This is a genomic window from Salisaeta longa DSM 21114 (assembly GCF_000419585.1).
Taxonomy (GTDB): Bacteria; Bacteroidota; Rhodothermia; order Rhodothermales; family Salinibacteraceae; genus Salisaeta; species Salisaeta longa.
Genome location: NZ_ATTH01000001.1, coordinates 2,326,508 through 2,341,465 on the forward strand (window position 1 = coordinate 2,326,508; position 14,958 = coordinate 2,341,465).

At 62.6% G+C, this 14,958-nt stretch carries 13 protein-coding genes and 1 pseudogene; 3 read left to right on the plus strand and 11 right to left on the minus strand.

All coding sequences use genetic code 11. The features are described from left to right. Window positions 1–49: 49 nt before the first annotated feature. The 3 genes from SALLO_RS0109685 to SALLO_RS16460 all read right to left on the minus strand — a co-directional run bounded on the left by SALLO_RS0109685 (window position 50) and on the right by SALLO_RS16460 (window position 4,758). Window positions 50–1,216 carry an RDD family protein gene (locus tag SALLO_RS0109685; protein ID WP_022836109.1) on the minus strand — a complete coding sequence of 389 codons (1,167 nt, stop codon included), beginning with the start codon at window positions 1,214–1,216 and terminating at the stop codon, window positions 50–52. Window positions 1,217–2,376: 1,160 nt separating this feature from the next. Further along, a complete protein-coding gene (locus SALLO_RS0109690; RefSeq protein ID WP_028567113.1) occupies window positions 2,377–3,237 on the minus strand; it encodes a shikimate dehydrogenase in 861 nt (286 codons plus the stop codon). A gap of 81 nt (window positions 3,238–3,318) precedes the next feature. Continuing rightward, window positions 3,319–4,758, minus strand: a complete 1,440-nt coding sequence (locus tag SALLO_RS16460; protein WP_022836111.1) for a capsule assembly Wzi family protein — start codon at window positions 4,756–4,758, stop codon at window positions 3,319–3,321. A 154-nt stretch (window positions 4,759–4,912) separates the two neighbouring features. On the opposite strand from SALLO_RS16460, the gene SALLO_RS0109700 reads away from it, so the two are divergent. Genes SALLO_RS0109700 through SALLO_RS16465 form a run of 3 tightly spaced genes read left to right on the plus strand, consistent with a single transcriptional unit; the run spans window position 4,913 to window position 6,923 of the window. Next, a complete protein-coding gene (locus SALLO_RS0109700) occupies window positions 4,913–5,362 on the plus strand; it encodes a MaoC family dehydratase (protein WP_022836112.1) in 450 nt (149 codons plus the stop codon). A gap of 1 nt (window position 5,363) precedes the next feature. Then, entirely contained in the window at window positions 5,364–5,798 is a 435-nt protein-coding gene (locus tag SALLO_RS0109705) for a GNAT family N-acetyltransferase (RefSeq protein WP_022836113.1), read from the plus strand. Between the two features lie 30 nt (window positions 5,799–5,828). Then, window positions 5,829–6,923, plus strand: a complete 1,095-nt coding sequence (locus SALLO_RS16465) for a glycosyltransferase family 4 protein (RefSeq protein WP_022836114.1) — start codon at window positions 5,829–5,831, stop codon at window positions 6,921–6,923. Between the two features lie 1,076 nt (window positions 6,924–7,999). Here the strand turns inward: SALLO_RS16465 and SALLO_RS16470 are convergent. From SALLO_RS16470 to SALLO_RS0109745, 8 genes and pseudogenes are all read right to left on the minus strand, one after another. Beyond that, window positions 8,000–8,635, minus strand: a complete 636-nt coding sequence (locus tag SALLO_RS16470; RefSeq protein ID WP_051141355.1) for an acyltransferase — start codon at window positions 8,633–8,635, stop codon at window positions 8,000–8,002. Continuing rightward, window positions 8,632–9,750: a glycosyltransferase gene (locus SALLO_RS0109720; protein ID WP_040605752.1), complete on the minus strand. Its 1,119-nt coding sequence runs from the start codon at window positions 9,748–9,750 to the stop codon at window positions 8,632–8,634. The genes SALLO_RS16470 and SALLO_RS0109720 overlap by 4 nt, the downstream gene beginning before the upstream one ends. 30 nt (window positions 9,751–9,780) lie before the next feature. After that, entirely contained in the window at window positions 9,781–10,965 is a 1,185-nt protein-coding gene (locus tag SALLO_RS16475) for a glycosyltransferase family 4 protein (RefSeq protein ID WP_084696239.1), read from the minus strand. A gap of 32 nt (window positions 10,966–10,997) precedes the next feature. Continuing rightward, window positions 10,998–12,197 carry an O-antigen ligase family protein gene (locus tag SALLO_RS0109730; RefSeq protein WP_157621382.1) on the minus strand — a complete coding sequence of 400 codons (1,200 nt, stop codon included), beginning with the start codon at window positions 12,195–12,197 and terminating at the stop codon, window positions 10,998–11,000. Window positions 12,198–12,336: 139 nt separating this feature from the next. Further along, window positions 12,337–12,941: pseudogene (locus tag SALLO_RS18935) on the minus strand (glycosyltransferase). 55 nt (window positions 12,942–12,996) lie between these two features. Further along, the gene (locus tag SALLO_RS0109740) at window positions 12,997–13,299 is read right to left on the minus strand and encodes a glycosyltransferase (protein ID WP_157621384.1); all 303 of its coding nucleotides are present in this window, start codon (window positions 13,297–13,299) and stop codon (window positions 12,997–12,999) included. Beyond that, window positions 13,287–13,898: a sulfotransferase gene (locus tag SALLO_RS18940; RefSeq protein WP_169577916.1), complete on the minus strand. Its 612-nt coding sequence runs from the start codon at window positions 13,896–13,898 to the stop codon at window positions 13,287–13,289. Before SALLO_RS18940 ends, SALLO_RS0109740 begins: the two co-directional genes overlap by 13 nt. 14 nt (window positions 13,899–13,912) lie before the next feature. Continuing rightward, window positions 13,913–14,956, minus strand: coding sequence for a glycosyltransferase family 4 protein (locus tag SALLO_RS0109745; RefSeq protein ID WP_028567115.1), 1,044 nt, complete (start codon window positions 14,954–14,956; stop codon window positions 13,913–13,915). Window positions 14,957–14,958 lie beyond the last annotated feature (2 nt).

Below are 14,958 nucleotides of genomic sequence, written 5' to 3' on the forward strand. Positions count from 1 at the left end.
TACCAAGCCTCGGTTGATGGTCAGAAAAGAATGGTGCATGGTAACCACGTTACCCGAGGGTGGGCCGTTCCTTGGAGGCTTCAACATTGCCGTGACGAAAATCGTCGGGGTCGTACGCCATCATCGGCCGGGCGGTATCGATCACCACGGTGCCCGCCACCCGGTCGTGGATGGCCTGCCGGTTCGGATCCCAAAAGACCTGCGCAAAGCCAATCAGCCCGGTGGCCACGCCCGCCGCGTAGCCTCCAAAGCGCTCCAGCGCGTGCCACAGCGTAAGGGGCTGCCCGCTGAGGCGCACCACCTGCAGGCCCATCAGCCGCTTGCCAGGCGTGCGCCCGCCCCACCATGCCAGAAAAAGGGTGAAGTAGAGGCCGATCCATCCAAACGTGATGCCAAAATCGTCGGCCGTCGCCTTGAGCGTGGCCCACAAGCCCACGGTGTTGAGCTCCTCACGGAGGCGGTCGCGCTCGTTGCGGACCCGCTTGGTGCGCGCTTCAGATGCCGCCAGGTCGCTCTGCAGGGCGGCCAGTTGCTCGCCCGCGGCGATGCGGGCCACCTGCGGACGCAAGCGCGCGACGACCGCGCTATCACCGGCGGCGTAGGCGCGGGCGTAGCGTTGCAGGAGAGCCGCCACCTGGGCCGAATCGCGGGCCGCGAGGGTATCGGCGGCCGCCGGCTGGTCCGCAGCCGCCAGAGCAGCCGGCAGCACGGCGAGCATCTCAAGCGTCGACAAGTGACCGTCTTTTGCGGCCTGCTCCAAACTATCCACCACGCCTTCGATCCGCTGCGCGTTGGCTGTTTCGTGTTGGACCTGTGCCACCTCGTCTTCGACCGGCTGTTGGGTGGCTTCCACCGCGGCCGGCGGCGGGTCATCGGACGTATCGGGCCCCACCAGCGCGAGCGCCGTGCCAAACAGCACCAGCGCGCCCACGGTGGCGGCGGCGCCGCGCGCCCAGCGCTTCACGGGATGATCGACGCGGCGGCGCGTGGCGATGCGGAAAAAGACAAACGCGACGGCCAGGCCCACCAGCACACCGCCCAGGTGCGCCACCAGCCCCGCCAGCGCAAAATCGATCCCCAGCGCCACCAAGCGCTTCCAGGGCGTGGCCAGCGGCGTGCCCAGCAGCTCGGGATCGACGCCGAAGGCATACGGCGTAATCATGTCGCGGGGATCGCGGCCCGCGGGTGTGGTGTGCGCCGAAAACAGGGAACCCATAGGTGGACAGCTGCTCGGTGGTGCCGGACGGAAGGAGGATACAGCGCAGTGCGTACGGGCCGTCGGCGCGCTGCGCGCATGCCGCGGGCGACGGGTGGGGATAGACGCGCACGGGGCGTTTTTTGTTACACACCGGTTACCCCGTAGCATCGCTGCCGAAGGTCCCCATACGCGCTCTGCCAGGACACTGGCTGACTCGGAAAACCATTGCCGCTACAATGATGAAGCAAACGACGTCTCTGACGCACCGAAGGGGCCTGCGGCCACAATCATCGCTGGTTGAGCATCCGATGCAACGCAAAGGTGCGCCCGCGTGGGGAAGGCACAACGTGGAGCGCACGCGCAGCCAACGACCCGTCGTGCCGACGGCCATCCCACATTCTGTGCGCGCGTCTGACTGAGCCGTGCCCCCAATCGGCACCCACGCTACTGTAGTGGGGACGACCGGCCGGTCGTCCCCACGGTGGCCTTGCATGTTATTGCCCCGCAACCTGCCCCACCCGTAGAACGGCACGCGTATGGTGATTGGCGTGCCGTTGCTCCGGCTATATCCTAGGATCTCCGTAGAACGGCACGCGTATGGTGATTGGAGCGGGCCCCGGAGGTCATGCTGGAAGCGAGGCCTTTAGGTCATGCCGTAGGTGAGGCCGTTAGGTCATACTGAAAGTACAATCTCCGCAATGGAGCGCTATCCTCCATACATGGAGATCGCCACGTCCTTCACTCCGTTCAGTCTTCGCGATGACACACTGGTTTTTGCATTTCCGTACGTTGCGCGTGCAGGTGCGCACTTCGGTCCGAGCAGCCATCTGAACCATTAACGTATCGTTTCTGCATTTCACCCTTCTTGTCATTGCGAGGAGCGAAGCGACGTGGCAATCTCCGCAAAAGAGCAGGAACGCATTGTACAGTGCATAGGGGGGAGCCGTCCGTAGGGGTAATCTCCGCAATGAAGCGACATGCTCCGTACATGGAGATCGTACCTTCGGCCCCACCAGTGGCATGACCTTCGGCCCCCACGCTGATGTGGCAGGGACGACCGGCCGGTCGTCCCTGCAGTGATAAGTCATTCATTGCCCCGAGACCTGACCCACCCGTAAAACGGCACACGCATGGTGATTGGAGCGGGCCCCGGAGGGCGTCCGCCGTCGACGCAGCCGCTACGACCGGCTCGCGTTGAGCGCCGCCCGCACAACATCAAGCGGCATCGTGCGATCCGTCCACTGATGGTACGCCGCCGCGGCCTGCCCGATGAGCATCTCGATGCCCCCCACCGTGTCGGCCCCCGCCGCGTCGGCATCCCGCAAAAAGCGCGTGGTGCGCGGCGTGTAGACCAGGTCGTACGCGATGTGCCCCGACGCCCACCCCGCGGCCGGTACCGGACGCGCCTCGGTATCCGGTGTCATGCCCACGGGCGTCGCATTTACGATCAGGCGATGCTGCGGCATCGCATCGGCGGCGTCGGCAAACGTCGTCGTGCGGAGGCCGCCGCTGCTGTCGTAGAGCGTCATGGCCTCACGCAGGGCCTCCGCCTGCGCTGCCCGGCGCGCAGCAATCGTACAGCGGCGCACCGCATACCGCGTGAGGAGGGCGTACACCACCGCCCGCGCCGCGCCGCCCGCGCCCAGCACCAGCGCCGACGCCCCCTCCAGCGCATCGCCATAGCGGCGCTCCAGCGGATCCAGAAAGCCTGCCGCATCGGTGTTGTCGCCCCGCAGCTGCCCGTCCGGCAGACGCACAATCGTATTCACAGCCCCCACGGCCTCGGCCTCCACCGACACCTCGTCCATCAGCGGCACCACCGCCTGCTTGTGCGGAATCGTCACGTTGGCGCCCCAACACCGCAGCGCGCGCATCCCCCGCACGGCATCGGCCAAGCTCCCCTCGTCTACTTCGCACGCCACGTACACCGCGTTGATGCCCTGGGCCACGAAGGCCGCGTTGTGAATGCGCGGCGACTGGGAGTGCCGCACCGGGTGGCCCAAGAGCAGCACCACCTGCGTTTGTCCGTCGGGAGGCATCATGAACGCGTCACGGGAATCGATGGGAGCAGAACGTCTGCGTATCGGATGCTACAGACAGTGAATAGATCCATGCGCCCCTCATGGTCCGGGCCAAGCGCCGTTCCACCGCAGGCCGAGCAGCAGCCCGGCACGGTCGGCAAACACCGCGCCGGCATCCACGGCCAGCCCGGCGGTGAGCGCCAGGCCGTAGCGCGGAGCGAGCGGGCCGCGCACCGACAGCCACCCGCTCACCTGATCGCGGCGCGGCTGCGGGTTGAACAGCATCCCGTGGTTGCGGCTGTACGTCAGAAACGCGCGGTACGTCCACCGCGGCGCCACATGCCCGGCCACGCCCAGGTGGTGCGCCACGATGATGTTGTTGGTCACCGGAAAGCCATCGGACGCATTGGCCAGCCGGGGCGCATAGGCATCGGTGAGGGCAAGCGGCAGGCCAATCACGCGGCCCGCGCGGGTCCACCCCTCCCGGTAGAGGTAGTTGTTGTAGTAGATTTCGCGGCCGCGTTGGCCCTTCTTCCCGGACGCACCCCACACCGCGTTCTGCCGCACAAAACGCACATGCTCGTAGAGCACCGCATCCAGCCAATGGCCCGTGGTGGCGCGGCGCAGGCTCAGCCCCCACAGCCCATCCCAAAAATTGCGGAAGCGCCGGCCCGCCGCGGTGTCGATGTAGAACTGCCGGTATCCTTTAGCGCGCCAGCCGGCCCCCTGCGCCGTCACCGCCACGTCGTACGCGGCCACCGTGTTGCCCACGCCGCTGTCGGTCCCCTCGGGGCCCACGTTCTCGTTGCCTTCCAGCTCCTCGGTGATGAGCACCTTCCAGAACGCATCCCACCCATCGGCCAGCTCGCCCGCCTGCGGGTGCGTACCGGCCCACATCACATTCTGGATCACGCCCAGATGCAGCTGCACCGGCCCCCGCGGAGGCAACAGGCGCAGGTAGGCTTGCTTCTGGTGCAAATACGCGTTCGAGACGAAGCGGTCCGCGGGCATCCAGCCGTGCGACAGCAGACCGCGGACGGCTACGTAGTCGTTGGTGAAGGGCACCGAGACGTAATCGGGGGTGTACAGCGCGATGCGCGGCACCGGAAGCGCGTTCTTGCTCCACGTGGTGCCGCCCAGCGAGAGGGTGGTGTCGATGTGGCCCTGCACGGTGGCCTGCTGACCGGCCGTCAGCGCAAACGGCCCGGCATGGCCGGTGAGGTACCATGCCTGCGCGTAGAGCGCCGACTGCTCGCTTCCGCGCCCCACCACATGCAGCCCGCCCGACACGTCCCACCTCCGCCCGGCCCGCGGCTGCACCCACACGGCGGCATCGCCCACCACGCCCTGCCCGGCCCGCCCGAAGCGCCCGTAGCGGTTCGAGACGATCCAGAACGGCCCGAGGTCATCCGTCCCCCCAATGGCTGTGAGCCCGGCCTGTGCCTGTATGCGCTGCGCCTGTACGGGGGCCGCGCCCGGGCCCACGCCCCACAGCACGCCACAGAGCACGCATGCGATCCAATAGTTAACAGTGTTCATTCAACAGCTTTTCATTGATCTAAAAGTAACGCACCGGCCGCATGCAACGCCCGCAGGCCGCGGTGGTAGAACTTTTCCGCTGTTCTTTGCTACCTTCATGCGTGCCGCTGCGGCGCATCCTGGTCTGCTACGCTCTGTCAGTCTTTTGCTACTTATGCCCAACACATACGACACGATTCAAGTTGGCGACTCGTTCACGTGGGACCGCGTGATCACCGCCGAGGACGTAAAGATGTTTGCCGAGGTCACCGGCGACGACAATCCCATTCATGTCGACGAGGCGTACGCAGCAGAGCACTCGCGGTTTGGTCGCCCGGTGGTGCACGGCGTGCTGCTCTTGGGCCTCATCTCGAAGGTGCTGGGGCGCGACTTTCCGGGCCACGGCAGCATCGCGGTGGGCATCTCGTGCCGGTTTTTGCGTCCGGTGCCGGTGGGCGCGGAGGTGACGGTCGAGATTAAGGTGGCCGAGAAGCTGGAGGCCCGCAAGCACATCAAGGTGAAGGTGTACGTGTACCGCGACGGCAAGATGGCGCTGGGCGGCGAGGGCCGCGTGATTCCGCCCGAGGGCGAGAGCGAGGAGCTGCCGGTGGAGGAGGCCGCGTAGCATGACGATTCGTCCGGTACGCACCGACGACGACTGGGAGGGCGCGCGCGCCGTGCGGCGGCGCGTCTTTATTGAGGCGCAAGACTGCCCGCCGGCGGAGGAGTGGGACGGCCACGACGCGGCGAGCCGCCACCTGGTGGGCGTGCAGGACGGCGCCGTCATCGCCACGGCGCGCTGGCGCAGCGTGCCGCACCACGAACAGATTGTGGCCAAGCTGGAGCGCTTTGCGGTGCTGCCGGCCCACCGCGGCCACGGCTACGGCCGCGCGCTGGTGCAGGCCACGCTCGATGATGCGCGGGCGGCCGGGTTTGGGACGTTTCTGCTGCACGCGCAGGCCCACCTGGAGGCGTTCTACGCGTCGTTCGGGTTTCGCCCGACGGGCCGCCGCTTCACGGAGGTGGGCATCCCCCACGTCGAGATGATCCGCACCGATTAGCCCTTCTCTCCAACGCCTTTCAAACGCTTCATGCGCATCTTGGGCCTCTTAACCGACGCGTTTGGCGGCTACGGCGGCATCGCGGCGGCCAACCGTCAGTTTTTGCGCGCGCTGTGTGCGGCGGATGCCGTCGACGAGGTGGTGGCCCTGCCGCGCCTCATGCCGGAACCGCCCGGCCCGTGGCCCGACGCCCTCTCGTACCGTCGCGACGGCCTCGGCGGCCTCGGCTCGTACGGCGCGGCCCTCGCTCGGTTGCTGCTGCGCGACCGCTCGTTCGATCTCATCTGGTGCGGCCACATCCACCTGGTGCCGCTCGCCCTCGCCGCCCGCGCGCTCACCGGCGCGCCGGTGCTCCTGCACATTCACGGCATCGACGCCTGGACCCCAACCGACCGGGGGCTCGTCAACCGCCTCGTGCCGTTTGTGGATGCGTTTGTAGGGGTGAGTGCCGTCACCAACCGCCGCTTCACGGCGTGGAGCGGCGTGCCGTCCGCCCGCGGCTTTGTGGTGCCCAACACCATCGGCTTCGAGGCGCTCACCCCGGGCCCACGTGACGCAGCTCTCGTGGATCGCTACGGCCTTACCGGTCGCTTTGTCTGCATGACGATGGGCCGCCTGGTGGGCCCCGAGCGCAAGAAGGGATTCGACCGGATGCTGGAGGTGCTCCCGCGCGTGGCCGAAACCCGCCCCGCGGTGGCCTACCTGATCGTGGGCAAAGGCCCCGACCAGCCCCGCCTGGCGGCAAAAGCCGAGCGGCTAGGCGTGCGCGACCGGGTGGTGTTCGCGGGCTTCGTGCCCGAAGAGGAGAAGGCGGCGCACTTTCGTCTGGCCGACGTGTACGCCATGCCCAGCGAGGGCGAAGGGTTCGGCCTCGTCTTGCTCGAGGCGATGGCCTGCGGCGCACCCGTCATTGCGAGCACCCGCGACGGGAGTCAGGAGGCGCTGGCACAGGGGCGCTTCGGCCGCCTGATTGACCCGCGCGACGACGCCGCCCTCTGCGCGGCCTTGCGCCACCCGCCGCCCGCGCCCGATCGAGCGGCGGTGGTGGACACATTCGGTCCGGCGGCCTACCGGCAGCACGTCGCGGCCCTGCTTGATGCCGTGGTCCCCACCGCCTCACGGTGACGGGACGGGAGCCTGCTTTTTCTGTGTTGCGCGTGCCGTTGCGCAATCAGTCCTGATATACCACTTGAACCATCAACGTATCGTTCTCGCATTCCATCCTCAATGTCATTGCGAGGAGCCGAAGGCGACGTGGGGGCCGTTAGGTCATGCTGAAAGCGCAATCTCCGCAGTGGAGCGACATTCTCCGTACATGGAGATCGCACCAGTGGCATGACCTCCGGCTCCATCGTAGATATGACCTCCGGCCCCCGCGTCCTTCACTCCGCTCAGTCCTCGCGATGACACACTGGTTTTTGCATTTCCGTGCGTTGCGCGTACAGTTGCGCACTTCGGTCCGAGCAGCCATCTGAACCAATAACGTATCGTTTCTGCCTTTCACCCTTCTTGTCATTGCGAGGAGCCGAAGGCGACGTGGCAATCTCCGCAGTGAAGCGCTATCCTCCATACATGGAGATCGCCACATCCTTCACTCTGTTCAGTCCTCGCGATGACACATAGATTTTTGCATTTCCGTGCATTGCCCGTGCCGTTGCACAATCAGTCCTGATATAACACTTGAACCATCAACGTATCGTTTTTTCTCCCACCACTGTTGTCATTGCGAGGAGCCGAAGGCGACGTGGGGGCCTTTAGGTCATGCTGGAAGCGCAATCTCCGCAGTGGGGCAGGAACGTACCGTACAATGCAGAAAGGTCAACCGTCCGGAGGGGAGGCCGTAGGTCATGCCTGTGGTACGTGGCAATCTCCACAGTAGAGCAGGAACCCATCGTACAGTGCATAGGGGTGAGCCGTCCGGAGGCGCAATCTCCGCAATGGAGCGACATTCTCCGTACATGGAGATCGCCACGTCCTTCACTCCGTTCAGTCCTCGCGATGACACATAGATTTTTGCATTTCCGTGCGTTGCCCGTGCCGTTGCACAATCAGTCCTGATATACCACTTGAACCATCAACGTACCGTTCTCGCATTCCATCCTCAATGTCATTGCGAGCGAACGCAGTGAGCGTGGGGGCCTTTAGGTCATGCTGGAAGTGCAATCTCCACTGATGGGTCGTCCCCGCGGGGCGGCGCCCACCTACGGCTCCAGTGTGCGCACCACCTGCGCCGGGTTGCCTGCAACCACGGTGCCTGGCGGCACATCACGGGTGACCACGCTCCCGGCCCCCACCACGCTGCCCGCGCCCACCGTCACCCCCTTCAAGAGCAGACTATCCATCCCGATGAATACATCATCCGCAATGGTGATCGGGCGCGTCGCTCCGGCATTAAAATTGGCCGCTCGTGCGTCCGGCGTGAGCGGGTGAAAGTCGGTGTCCACAATCGAAACGTTGCCGCCCACCTGCACGCGGTCGCCGATGGTGATGCCCGTGGCCGCGACGAGCACAGTGCCCGTAAACCCGCAGTCTGCACCGATGACAATGTGGGCCTCGGGGGTGCGCGTGGCCCACACCACCGGCTGCCGCGGCGCTAGCGGATTCGCCCGCGGCCACGAACGGAGCACGAGCCCGTCTCCTGCCTTGATGGTGCTGCCCCGGTGCTTTTGAATGATCGGCCGGCCAAAGAGGCGCCACCGACGCCCCCACGAAATCCCGTGCCACGCAAATTGCATCCGGCATGCCGGCCAGGCGAGGCGGCGGCGAAGCTCCAGCCCAAGCAGCCAAGGCATCGCCCGTACACGTGCGGTGATGGATTGGCGATTTTCCTGCGTCATACCTGCTGGGCGGTCGATTCGTACATCTGACGCAGCTGCTGCCCAACTACTGACCGTCCGAAGGTCGCTGCAACGGCATCGGAGGTGCGTGCTGCAATGGACGCGCGGCGCTCGCGGTCTTGGAGCAACGTGGTGAGCGCTGCCGCAATCGCATCGGGGGACCGATCGGTGACGCGCCCCAGGTCGTGCTGCTGAACAAACGACGCGAGCTGCACCTCGGGCGAAATAACGACCGGAAGGCCTGCGGCTACAGCCTCCAACACGGCGATGCCAAAGTTTTCCTGGTGCGAGGGCAAGACAAACACCCAGGCCCGCGCCAGGGCTGCTGCCTTGTCTGCGCCGGTGAGGAACCCGCAGAACGTGACCGAGGCGTCAATGCCTAACGTGCGTGCCTGCTTCTTGCGGGCGGCCACGTACGGCTCGGCACCGGTTCCGGCAATTTGCAGATGGGCCGTTGGACACGCCTGCACTACCTGCCGCCAGGCCTCCAGCAAGCCCTCTATGTTCTTTTTGGGATGCAAACGGGACAGAAACAGTACCGTGGGCCGCGAGGCTTTTGCTGTGGAGGGTTCGGATGCGCGCGTGCCCCGCCAGGGCGGAGGCACCACATGACCGCGTGAGGACACCGTGTCCAGCGGCAGCCGGGCCGCCTCGTCTTTCTCCGCCGCGGTGGTGAAGTGCAACGCCGCCGCAGCCTGCAGGGCCGGACGGTCGACGGTGTAAAAATACAGCCGCTTGAGCAGCGCGCGCCGCGAGAAGGTGTAGCGCGACAAGGTGCCAAACGGACGCATCACCGTGGGGTAGCCGCGCGCTGTGGACACGCGCGCGGCCAGGCTGCTCACCGGGTTGAAAAGCCCATGGGTGTGCACCACGTCGTAGGCTGCACCGCGCTCCCATACAAACGACCACAGCCCTGGCGCAATGGCATATGCGTGCCGGCCCCATCCCCGAAAGAAGTGGAAGGAGGCAAACGGCACCTGTGCCTGCAACCACGCAAGATCATCCGGCGGCGCAGGCGCGGCCACGTCTACGGCAATGCCGGCATGATGCGCAGCCTGGGCATAGCCAATCAACGACTCGGTGGGGCCACCAAAAGCCCGCGAGACGTTCGGCATGACGTGGAGAATGTGCATTCGACCGGGCCTCTAATCCAAAATATTTCGTATGACGTCCACCACCCGCTTCCGGTACGCCGCCCACGAATACTGTTGAGCGGTTTGGACCGCATCGTCGCGCATGGCGCGCACCTCTCCGCGGTGCGTGATGCACCAACGCATCCGATCCGCCAGCGCGCCCGCATCCTCCGCGGGCACCGTCCAGCCGGTTACATCCTCCGTGATCACCTCCTTGGCCCCCACGTGCTCGCTTACCAGCACCGGCGTGCCGGTGGCCAGCGCCTCCACCACCACGCGTCCGAAGGAATCATGACGCGACGGCAGCACCAGGCAGTCGGCTGCTTGCAACGCCTCTACCAGCGCCGGGCGGCCTAAATATCCCAGTGCTTGAACGGCCGATGCCTCATTGATGGCATCTTGCATCGATGCATCAATGCCACCCGCCACCTGAACGTTAAAGTCTAAGCCGTTGTCCGATAGCTGCCGAGCGGCCTGAAGCAACAGGTCCATGCCCTTGCGTGGTCCTGCTTGCCCCACAAACAAGAAGGTGAATACATCTTCTTGCACAGGCTTAGGGGACGGCGCAAAGTCCTTTAACGTGGCCCCCATCGGGACCGAGGTGACCCGGTCCGCGGGCACTCCTGCGGCCAGATAACTCTGCCGCGCCAGCTCCGAAACCGTCAAAATATGGTCGGCCTGCGCAATCTCCTCGTCTTTTCGGCGGTTGATGCGTGCATGAACGGCATCAGACTCTACGTACGTGTAATGCTGGTCCTGCCAGGCATGATGAAAGCTCGCGGCATCCAGAATTGTGGGAAGCCCCCGGCGGCGTGCGGCCTTGAAGGTGTGTAGCGCCGAATTCTCATATCCGATCACGCCGTCGACACGCGACCAGTCGACCCGGCGGGCCACCCACGCATCGAACCACCCATCGGCACGGTGTCCCCAATCGACCATCACGCCCGGATCGGTGCACACGGCCTTGGCTATGCGGCGCACCATCGGCGCGATGTAGCAGTGCCGCACGCTTCCATCGGGGAGTGCGGTGGTAGGCTGCGGGCTCCCCTGCGCGATGCGCTTGTACATTGCCCCTTTGGTTACAGGATCCGCCGTGGGAACGCCCGTCCAGTACCGCGCCAGCATCCGATGTTCGTGAAGCGCTTGGGCCAGTTGGTGCGCGTGTTGACGTCCGGAATGGGCAACCAGTAATTGCATGGTGGGGAAACCGTTGAACAGAGAACGACTGACTATGCGGCGCGATAGGCATTGCGCTCAATCTCTTGCCGGCTCCACACCCACACCGCACACCCGGCACAGATCCAGTAAAGTGCTCCAGCAATATGGTTGAAGACAATCATACCAGCCCCGGCAGAAAGAAATAGCTTCCCAAAAGCCACGATCGACAATAGGCTACGCCACGCCGTTCGGGCCCGCACCATCGCTTGCCACGCCACCCACGCAAGAAAAAGCTTGAGCAAGACAAAGAGTGCGCCGCCAACAATGCCGAGCTCGATAATGACACGCCCCAACTCGCCTTCGTAATAGACGCCCGGTATGCTAACCCTTCCGCTGGCCGACAACGCGCCGGCCGCCTGGTGCGTTGCGCCCGTGCCATACCCGGTGAGTCCCCCTACCGATAGCTTGTAGAACGGATCAAGCAGCATGGTCTGGATGCGTGTATCCTGATCTGAAGCATTTTCGATTCGGTACTCGATGGTCTCCCACCCCTGGGCCGCCCACTCACTTTCCGAGGCCACGACGCCGCCAAGTGCTAACAGCACGATGATTCCGGCCAGAACGCCGCCCTTCTTTTGCCGACGCAAACTCGCATACAAAATGAAAGGAAGTGGGACAAACACGCCATACACGACGCTCCGTGAGCCATTCATGGGCGCCACGATGAGGGCCAATAAGAGCAATCCTCCGCCCAGCCATTGGTACCATCGGTGTTTGTGCTTCAATCCCGCCAGCAGAATGCCCATGCCAAGAAACAGGGCAAACGACAAAAATGCCCCCATGCCGCCAATATAGCTAAACGTGCCTGTGATACGCGGGTTACTCAATACGCCCACCTCAGCCATATCTTCGGCCACGTACTGGTTAATCCAGCTACCAACCGGCTGGTAGAACTGATACCAGCCCAGTAGCAGCACCGGCACGACGCCCACAAGCACAATCGCCGTAATGACGTGCTCGGGGCGCCGGACGCGCTCCAGTGCTACGGGCAAGAGAATAAGCAGCACGCTGTAGAGCAAATAACTGCGGACCCCCAACACCCCCACAGCCAGCGACGGTGTGTTGAAGTTAAACGCCTGCAGCACCACCACAAACACAAATGCGCCCCACAGCACCGGCAGGAACGTACGGCGCAAGGGGCGCGCCAGATGAAAGCCGTGACGCTGTCCAAAGAGCACCGCAGCACCAATCAACGCGACGTCCTTGGCCACGTACAGCGGCGTCGCGAGGCCCGGAAAGACCCACTTGCGCAAGGCGCCCTGCACCACGATGAGCAACGCGAATGCGGCCAGCATCCACAACCAGGCCGGACGCGACACCGTGCCGGACGGGGCACGCGCCTGCAGGGGGCTACCGGGATGTGACGCGGCGAAGGACGGCAAGGTACTGTTCAGCGATCGTGTCAATGGTAAACTGCTCCAGGTGGGCGTCCCGGTGGGCCTGCAGATCCGCGCGCTGGGCCGTGGCGTCGCGAATACCCTGCGCTAGTGCCTCAGGGTCGTTTGGGGGCACGAGCACGCCACACGGCCCCACGGCCTCCGGCAGCCCGCCGGTGCGCGACGCAACGATTACGCACCCGGCTGCAATGCCTTCCAACGCTACGATACCAAACGGTTCGTAGCGCGAGGGCACGAGCTGGATGGATGCGCGCTGTGCAACCGTGGACAGTTCGTCATGATCCACCCAGCCCGGTCGCCGAGTCCTAGCTGTGCTGTGAGCGTCTCAAGCGCGGCCCGCTCGTCACCATCGCCGCAGATGGTCAGCGTGTAGGCGGGTGGTAACTGCGCCAACGCTTGCAACGCGACATCCACGCCTTTCACTAACACCAGCCGTCCGACAAACAACAGATTCGTGTCTGCCGGCGCGGTGGAGGGCGGACGAAAGGTAGGCACGAACGGGTTATGGGTGACTATCTTATGTTGCGACGGCAGATCGTTGGCCACCACACAACTCACAGCGATGTTTTGAACAACCGAGCAAGCTAGTTATGGAAACTGAAAGACCTCCGGCTTACGCGCCCTCTTCCATATACTGCTCAATCACCTCCAGATATTCATCTGCCACACGGTCGATGCGGTGACGGGCAATGTGGGCAGGCATGGCTTCTCGCAACTCGTTTCGCACAGCAGGCGCCAGGGCCTGTTCGATGCCATCGGCCAGCGCTTCTGGATTCTCTGGCTCGACTAAAACTCCGCAGTTTCCAACCGATTCCGGAAGACCATCAACAGCTGAGGCCACTACTGGACTCCCACAGGCAATTGCCTCCAACGCAATCATATCAAACAATTTGTCTTGGCAGGCTACGGTTTCCACAGATCTCGCTTCATTAGCCTGTGCTCCACGAACCCTTTGAGATAACTTAGTGAAGACCAGAGTTTTGAGCGGCCTTTGTTCCTGTGAGGTAGTTTCTCGTCAGGCGCATCTCTATTCAAGAAACTGCACAGCTTCTTCCACCCATCCCCTTCTTCCCAACATATCTCAACCAATTTGTTCGGGCGATTCTTGAAGTGATCCCGAACTGCCTGGTTGTGCTTCAAGTATTGCTCTATATGGCTACGTTTATATCCAACTGGCATGGTATGTCCATATGCAATTTGGCGATATTCAGTGGGTCCCGTTCGGAGAGCATGACGGTATAAGCTGTCGAACCATTTCTCGGGATTCTTTCGTCGCGTGATAATAAACTTTGCGTTTTTATATCTTTCATCTATTTCTTTGTATATTAAAGGCCAAGGCCAATCTTCAAAGCTTTCATACTTATCAGCATGGTTAAAAACTGGCCCTAACTTGTTCTTTTTCACACATCGCATAAGCTCCAAATTGCAACTTGTATGCTTAAAACCAAGCTTTTTCATACAGTAAGCAAGTGTAGTTGTACCTGTTTTGTTAAGACCTACTCCAAAAACCTTCATATTTATTTTGTTATTTAATCTAAAGTAGAGATAATAGCTCTGATTCTCTGCTTGTAATGAGCAAAGCTGAACTTAGCCCTTCGTTCTTCCGTATGCTGGAGCGTTTCTCGATATATAGATTCATTTTCGTACAAGGACCGGATTGCTGACACAAGTGCCTTCGCATCTCCTTGCTCGACAATTTGACCTGCTTTGCCCACAGACTCAATCATTGGCGGCTGATCGGAGGCGATAACCGGCGTCCCAGCATAGATCGACTCCGCAATTACGAGCGGATTACCCTCTTTGTGTGTTGTGGAAGGCACAACCAACGCTCGCGCTTGATGGTAGGCTTCAACTAGTTGCTCACTATTCAGCCGTCCAGCCAACTCGATGTCACCATCTATCTCACGGGCTCGCTTCTCTAATGTGCCCTGATCCTCCCCCTCACCAGCAAACATTATGGGAGGACGCAGCTCCTGAGGGATCATCTCAATCGCGTCCATTAAAACAAATATTCCTTTCCCGGCTATCAGACGCCCAGCAAATAACAGCGGTTGCTTTGCATTGCGCTCGCTCTGGTGGATGTCCTCATACAGCGGTTCCATCTCACGATCAACCGGGTTGAACACAACATGTGATCGACTTTCAGGGACATCCGCGTGCTGCTTCCCATACGTGCTCGTAAAGATGTTAGCGGCACTGTTTCGTGCAACTTGCTCTCGGATCCAGTTCTCGATACGCGTTCTTGGCCCGCTTCCTCGTCGCGCGTATCCCTCGTAGTTATGATAGATGACTGCGTATGGAATGCCCCGTATAATTGCAGGCACAATGGCACGCAGAGACACATTGCCATTCACAATGAGAAGATCAGCCTCTCCGAGGAGTTTGTACAACTCCAATACCGACGTAGAGCGCGTTACCGGAAACGAATAGGTGTCTTCCTGAGCTTGAGCCGTTTCTGTGAAGAGATGGGGGGAATGGCCAAGTTCTTCAAGCGCAAGACAGAGCGAGAGGGTATTTCGCTCCAGCCCTCCCATCAGCGGGAAAAACGGCTTCGAATAAACGACTGTCTTCATGC

Excerpts from the sequence above, each read along its gene's own strand:
- SALLO_RS16465 (WP_022836114.1), top strand. The coding sequence starts at position 5,829 with ATGCGCATCTTGGGCCTCTTAACCGACGCGTTTGGCGGCTACGGCGGC.
- SALLO_RS0109690 (WP_028567113.1), bottom strand. The coding sequence starts at position 3,237 with ATGCCTCCCGACGGACAAACGCAGGTGGTGCTGCTCTTGGGCCACCCG.
- SALLO_RS0109720 (WP_040605752.1), bottom strand. The coding sequence starts at position 9,750 with ATGCCGAACGTCTCGCGGGCTTTTGGTGGCCCCACCGAGTCGTTGATT.
- SALLO_RS0109745 (WP_028567115.1), bottom strand. The coding sequence starts at position 14,956 with ATGAAGACAGTCGTTTATTCGAAGCCGTTTTTCCCGCTGATGGGAGGG.
- SALLO_RS16470 (WP_051141355.1), bottom strand. The coding sequence starts at position 8,635 with ATGACGCAGGAAAATCGCCAATCCATCACCGCACGTGTACGGGCGATG.
- SALLO_RS0109700 (WP_022836112.1), top strand. The coding sequence starts at position 4,913 with ATGCCCAACACATACGACACGATTCAAGTTGGCGACTCGTTCACGTGG.
- SALLO_RS18940 (WP_169577916.1), bottom strand. The coding sequence starts at position 13,898 with ATGAAGGTTTTTGGAGTAGGTCTTAACAAAACAGGTACAACTACACTT.
- SALLO_RS0109685 (WP_022836109.1), bottom strand. The coding sequence starts at position 1,216 with ATGGGTTCCCTGTTTTCGGCGCACACCACACCCGCGGGCCGCGATCCC.
- SALLO_RS16460 (WP_022836111.1), bottom strand. The coding sequence starts at position 4,758 with ATGAACACTGTTAACTATTGGATCGCATGCGTGCTCTGTGGCGTGCTG.
- SALLO_RS16475 (WP_084696239.1), bottom strand. The coding sequence starts at position 10,965 with ATGCAATTACTGGTTGCCCATTCCGGACGTCAACACGCGCACCAACTG.
- SALLO_RS0109705 (WP_022836113.1), top strand. The coding sequence starts at position 5,364 with ATGACGATTCGTCCGGTACGCACCGACGACGACTGGGAGGGCGCGCGC.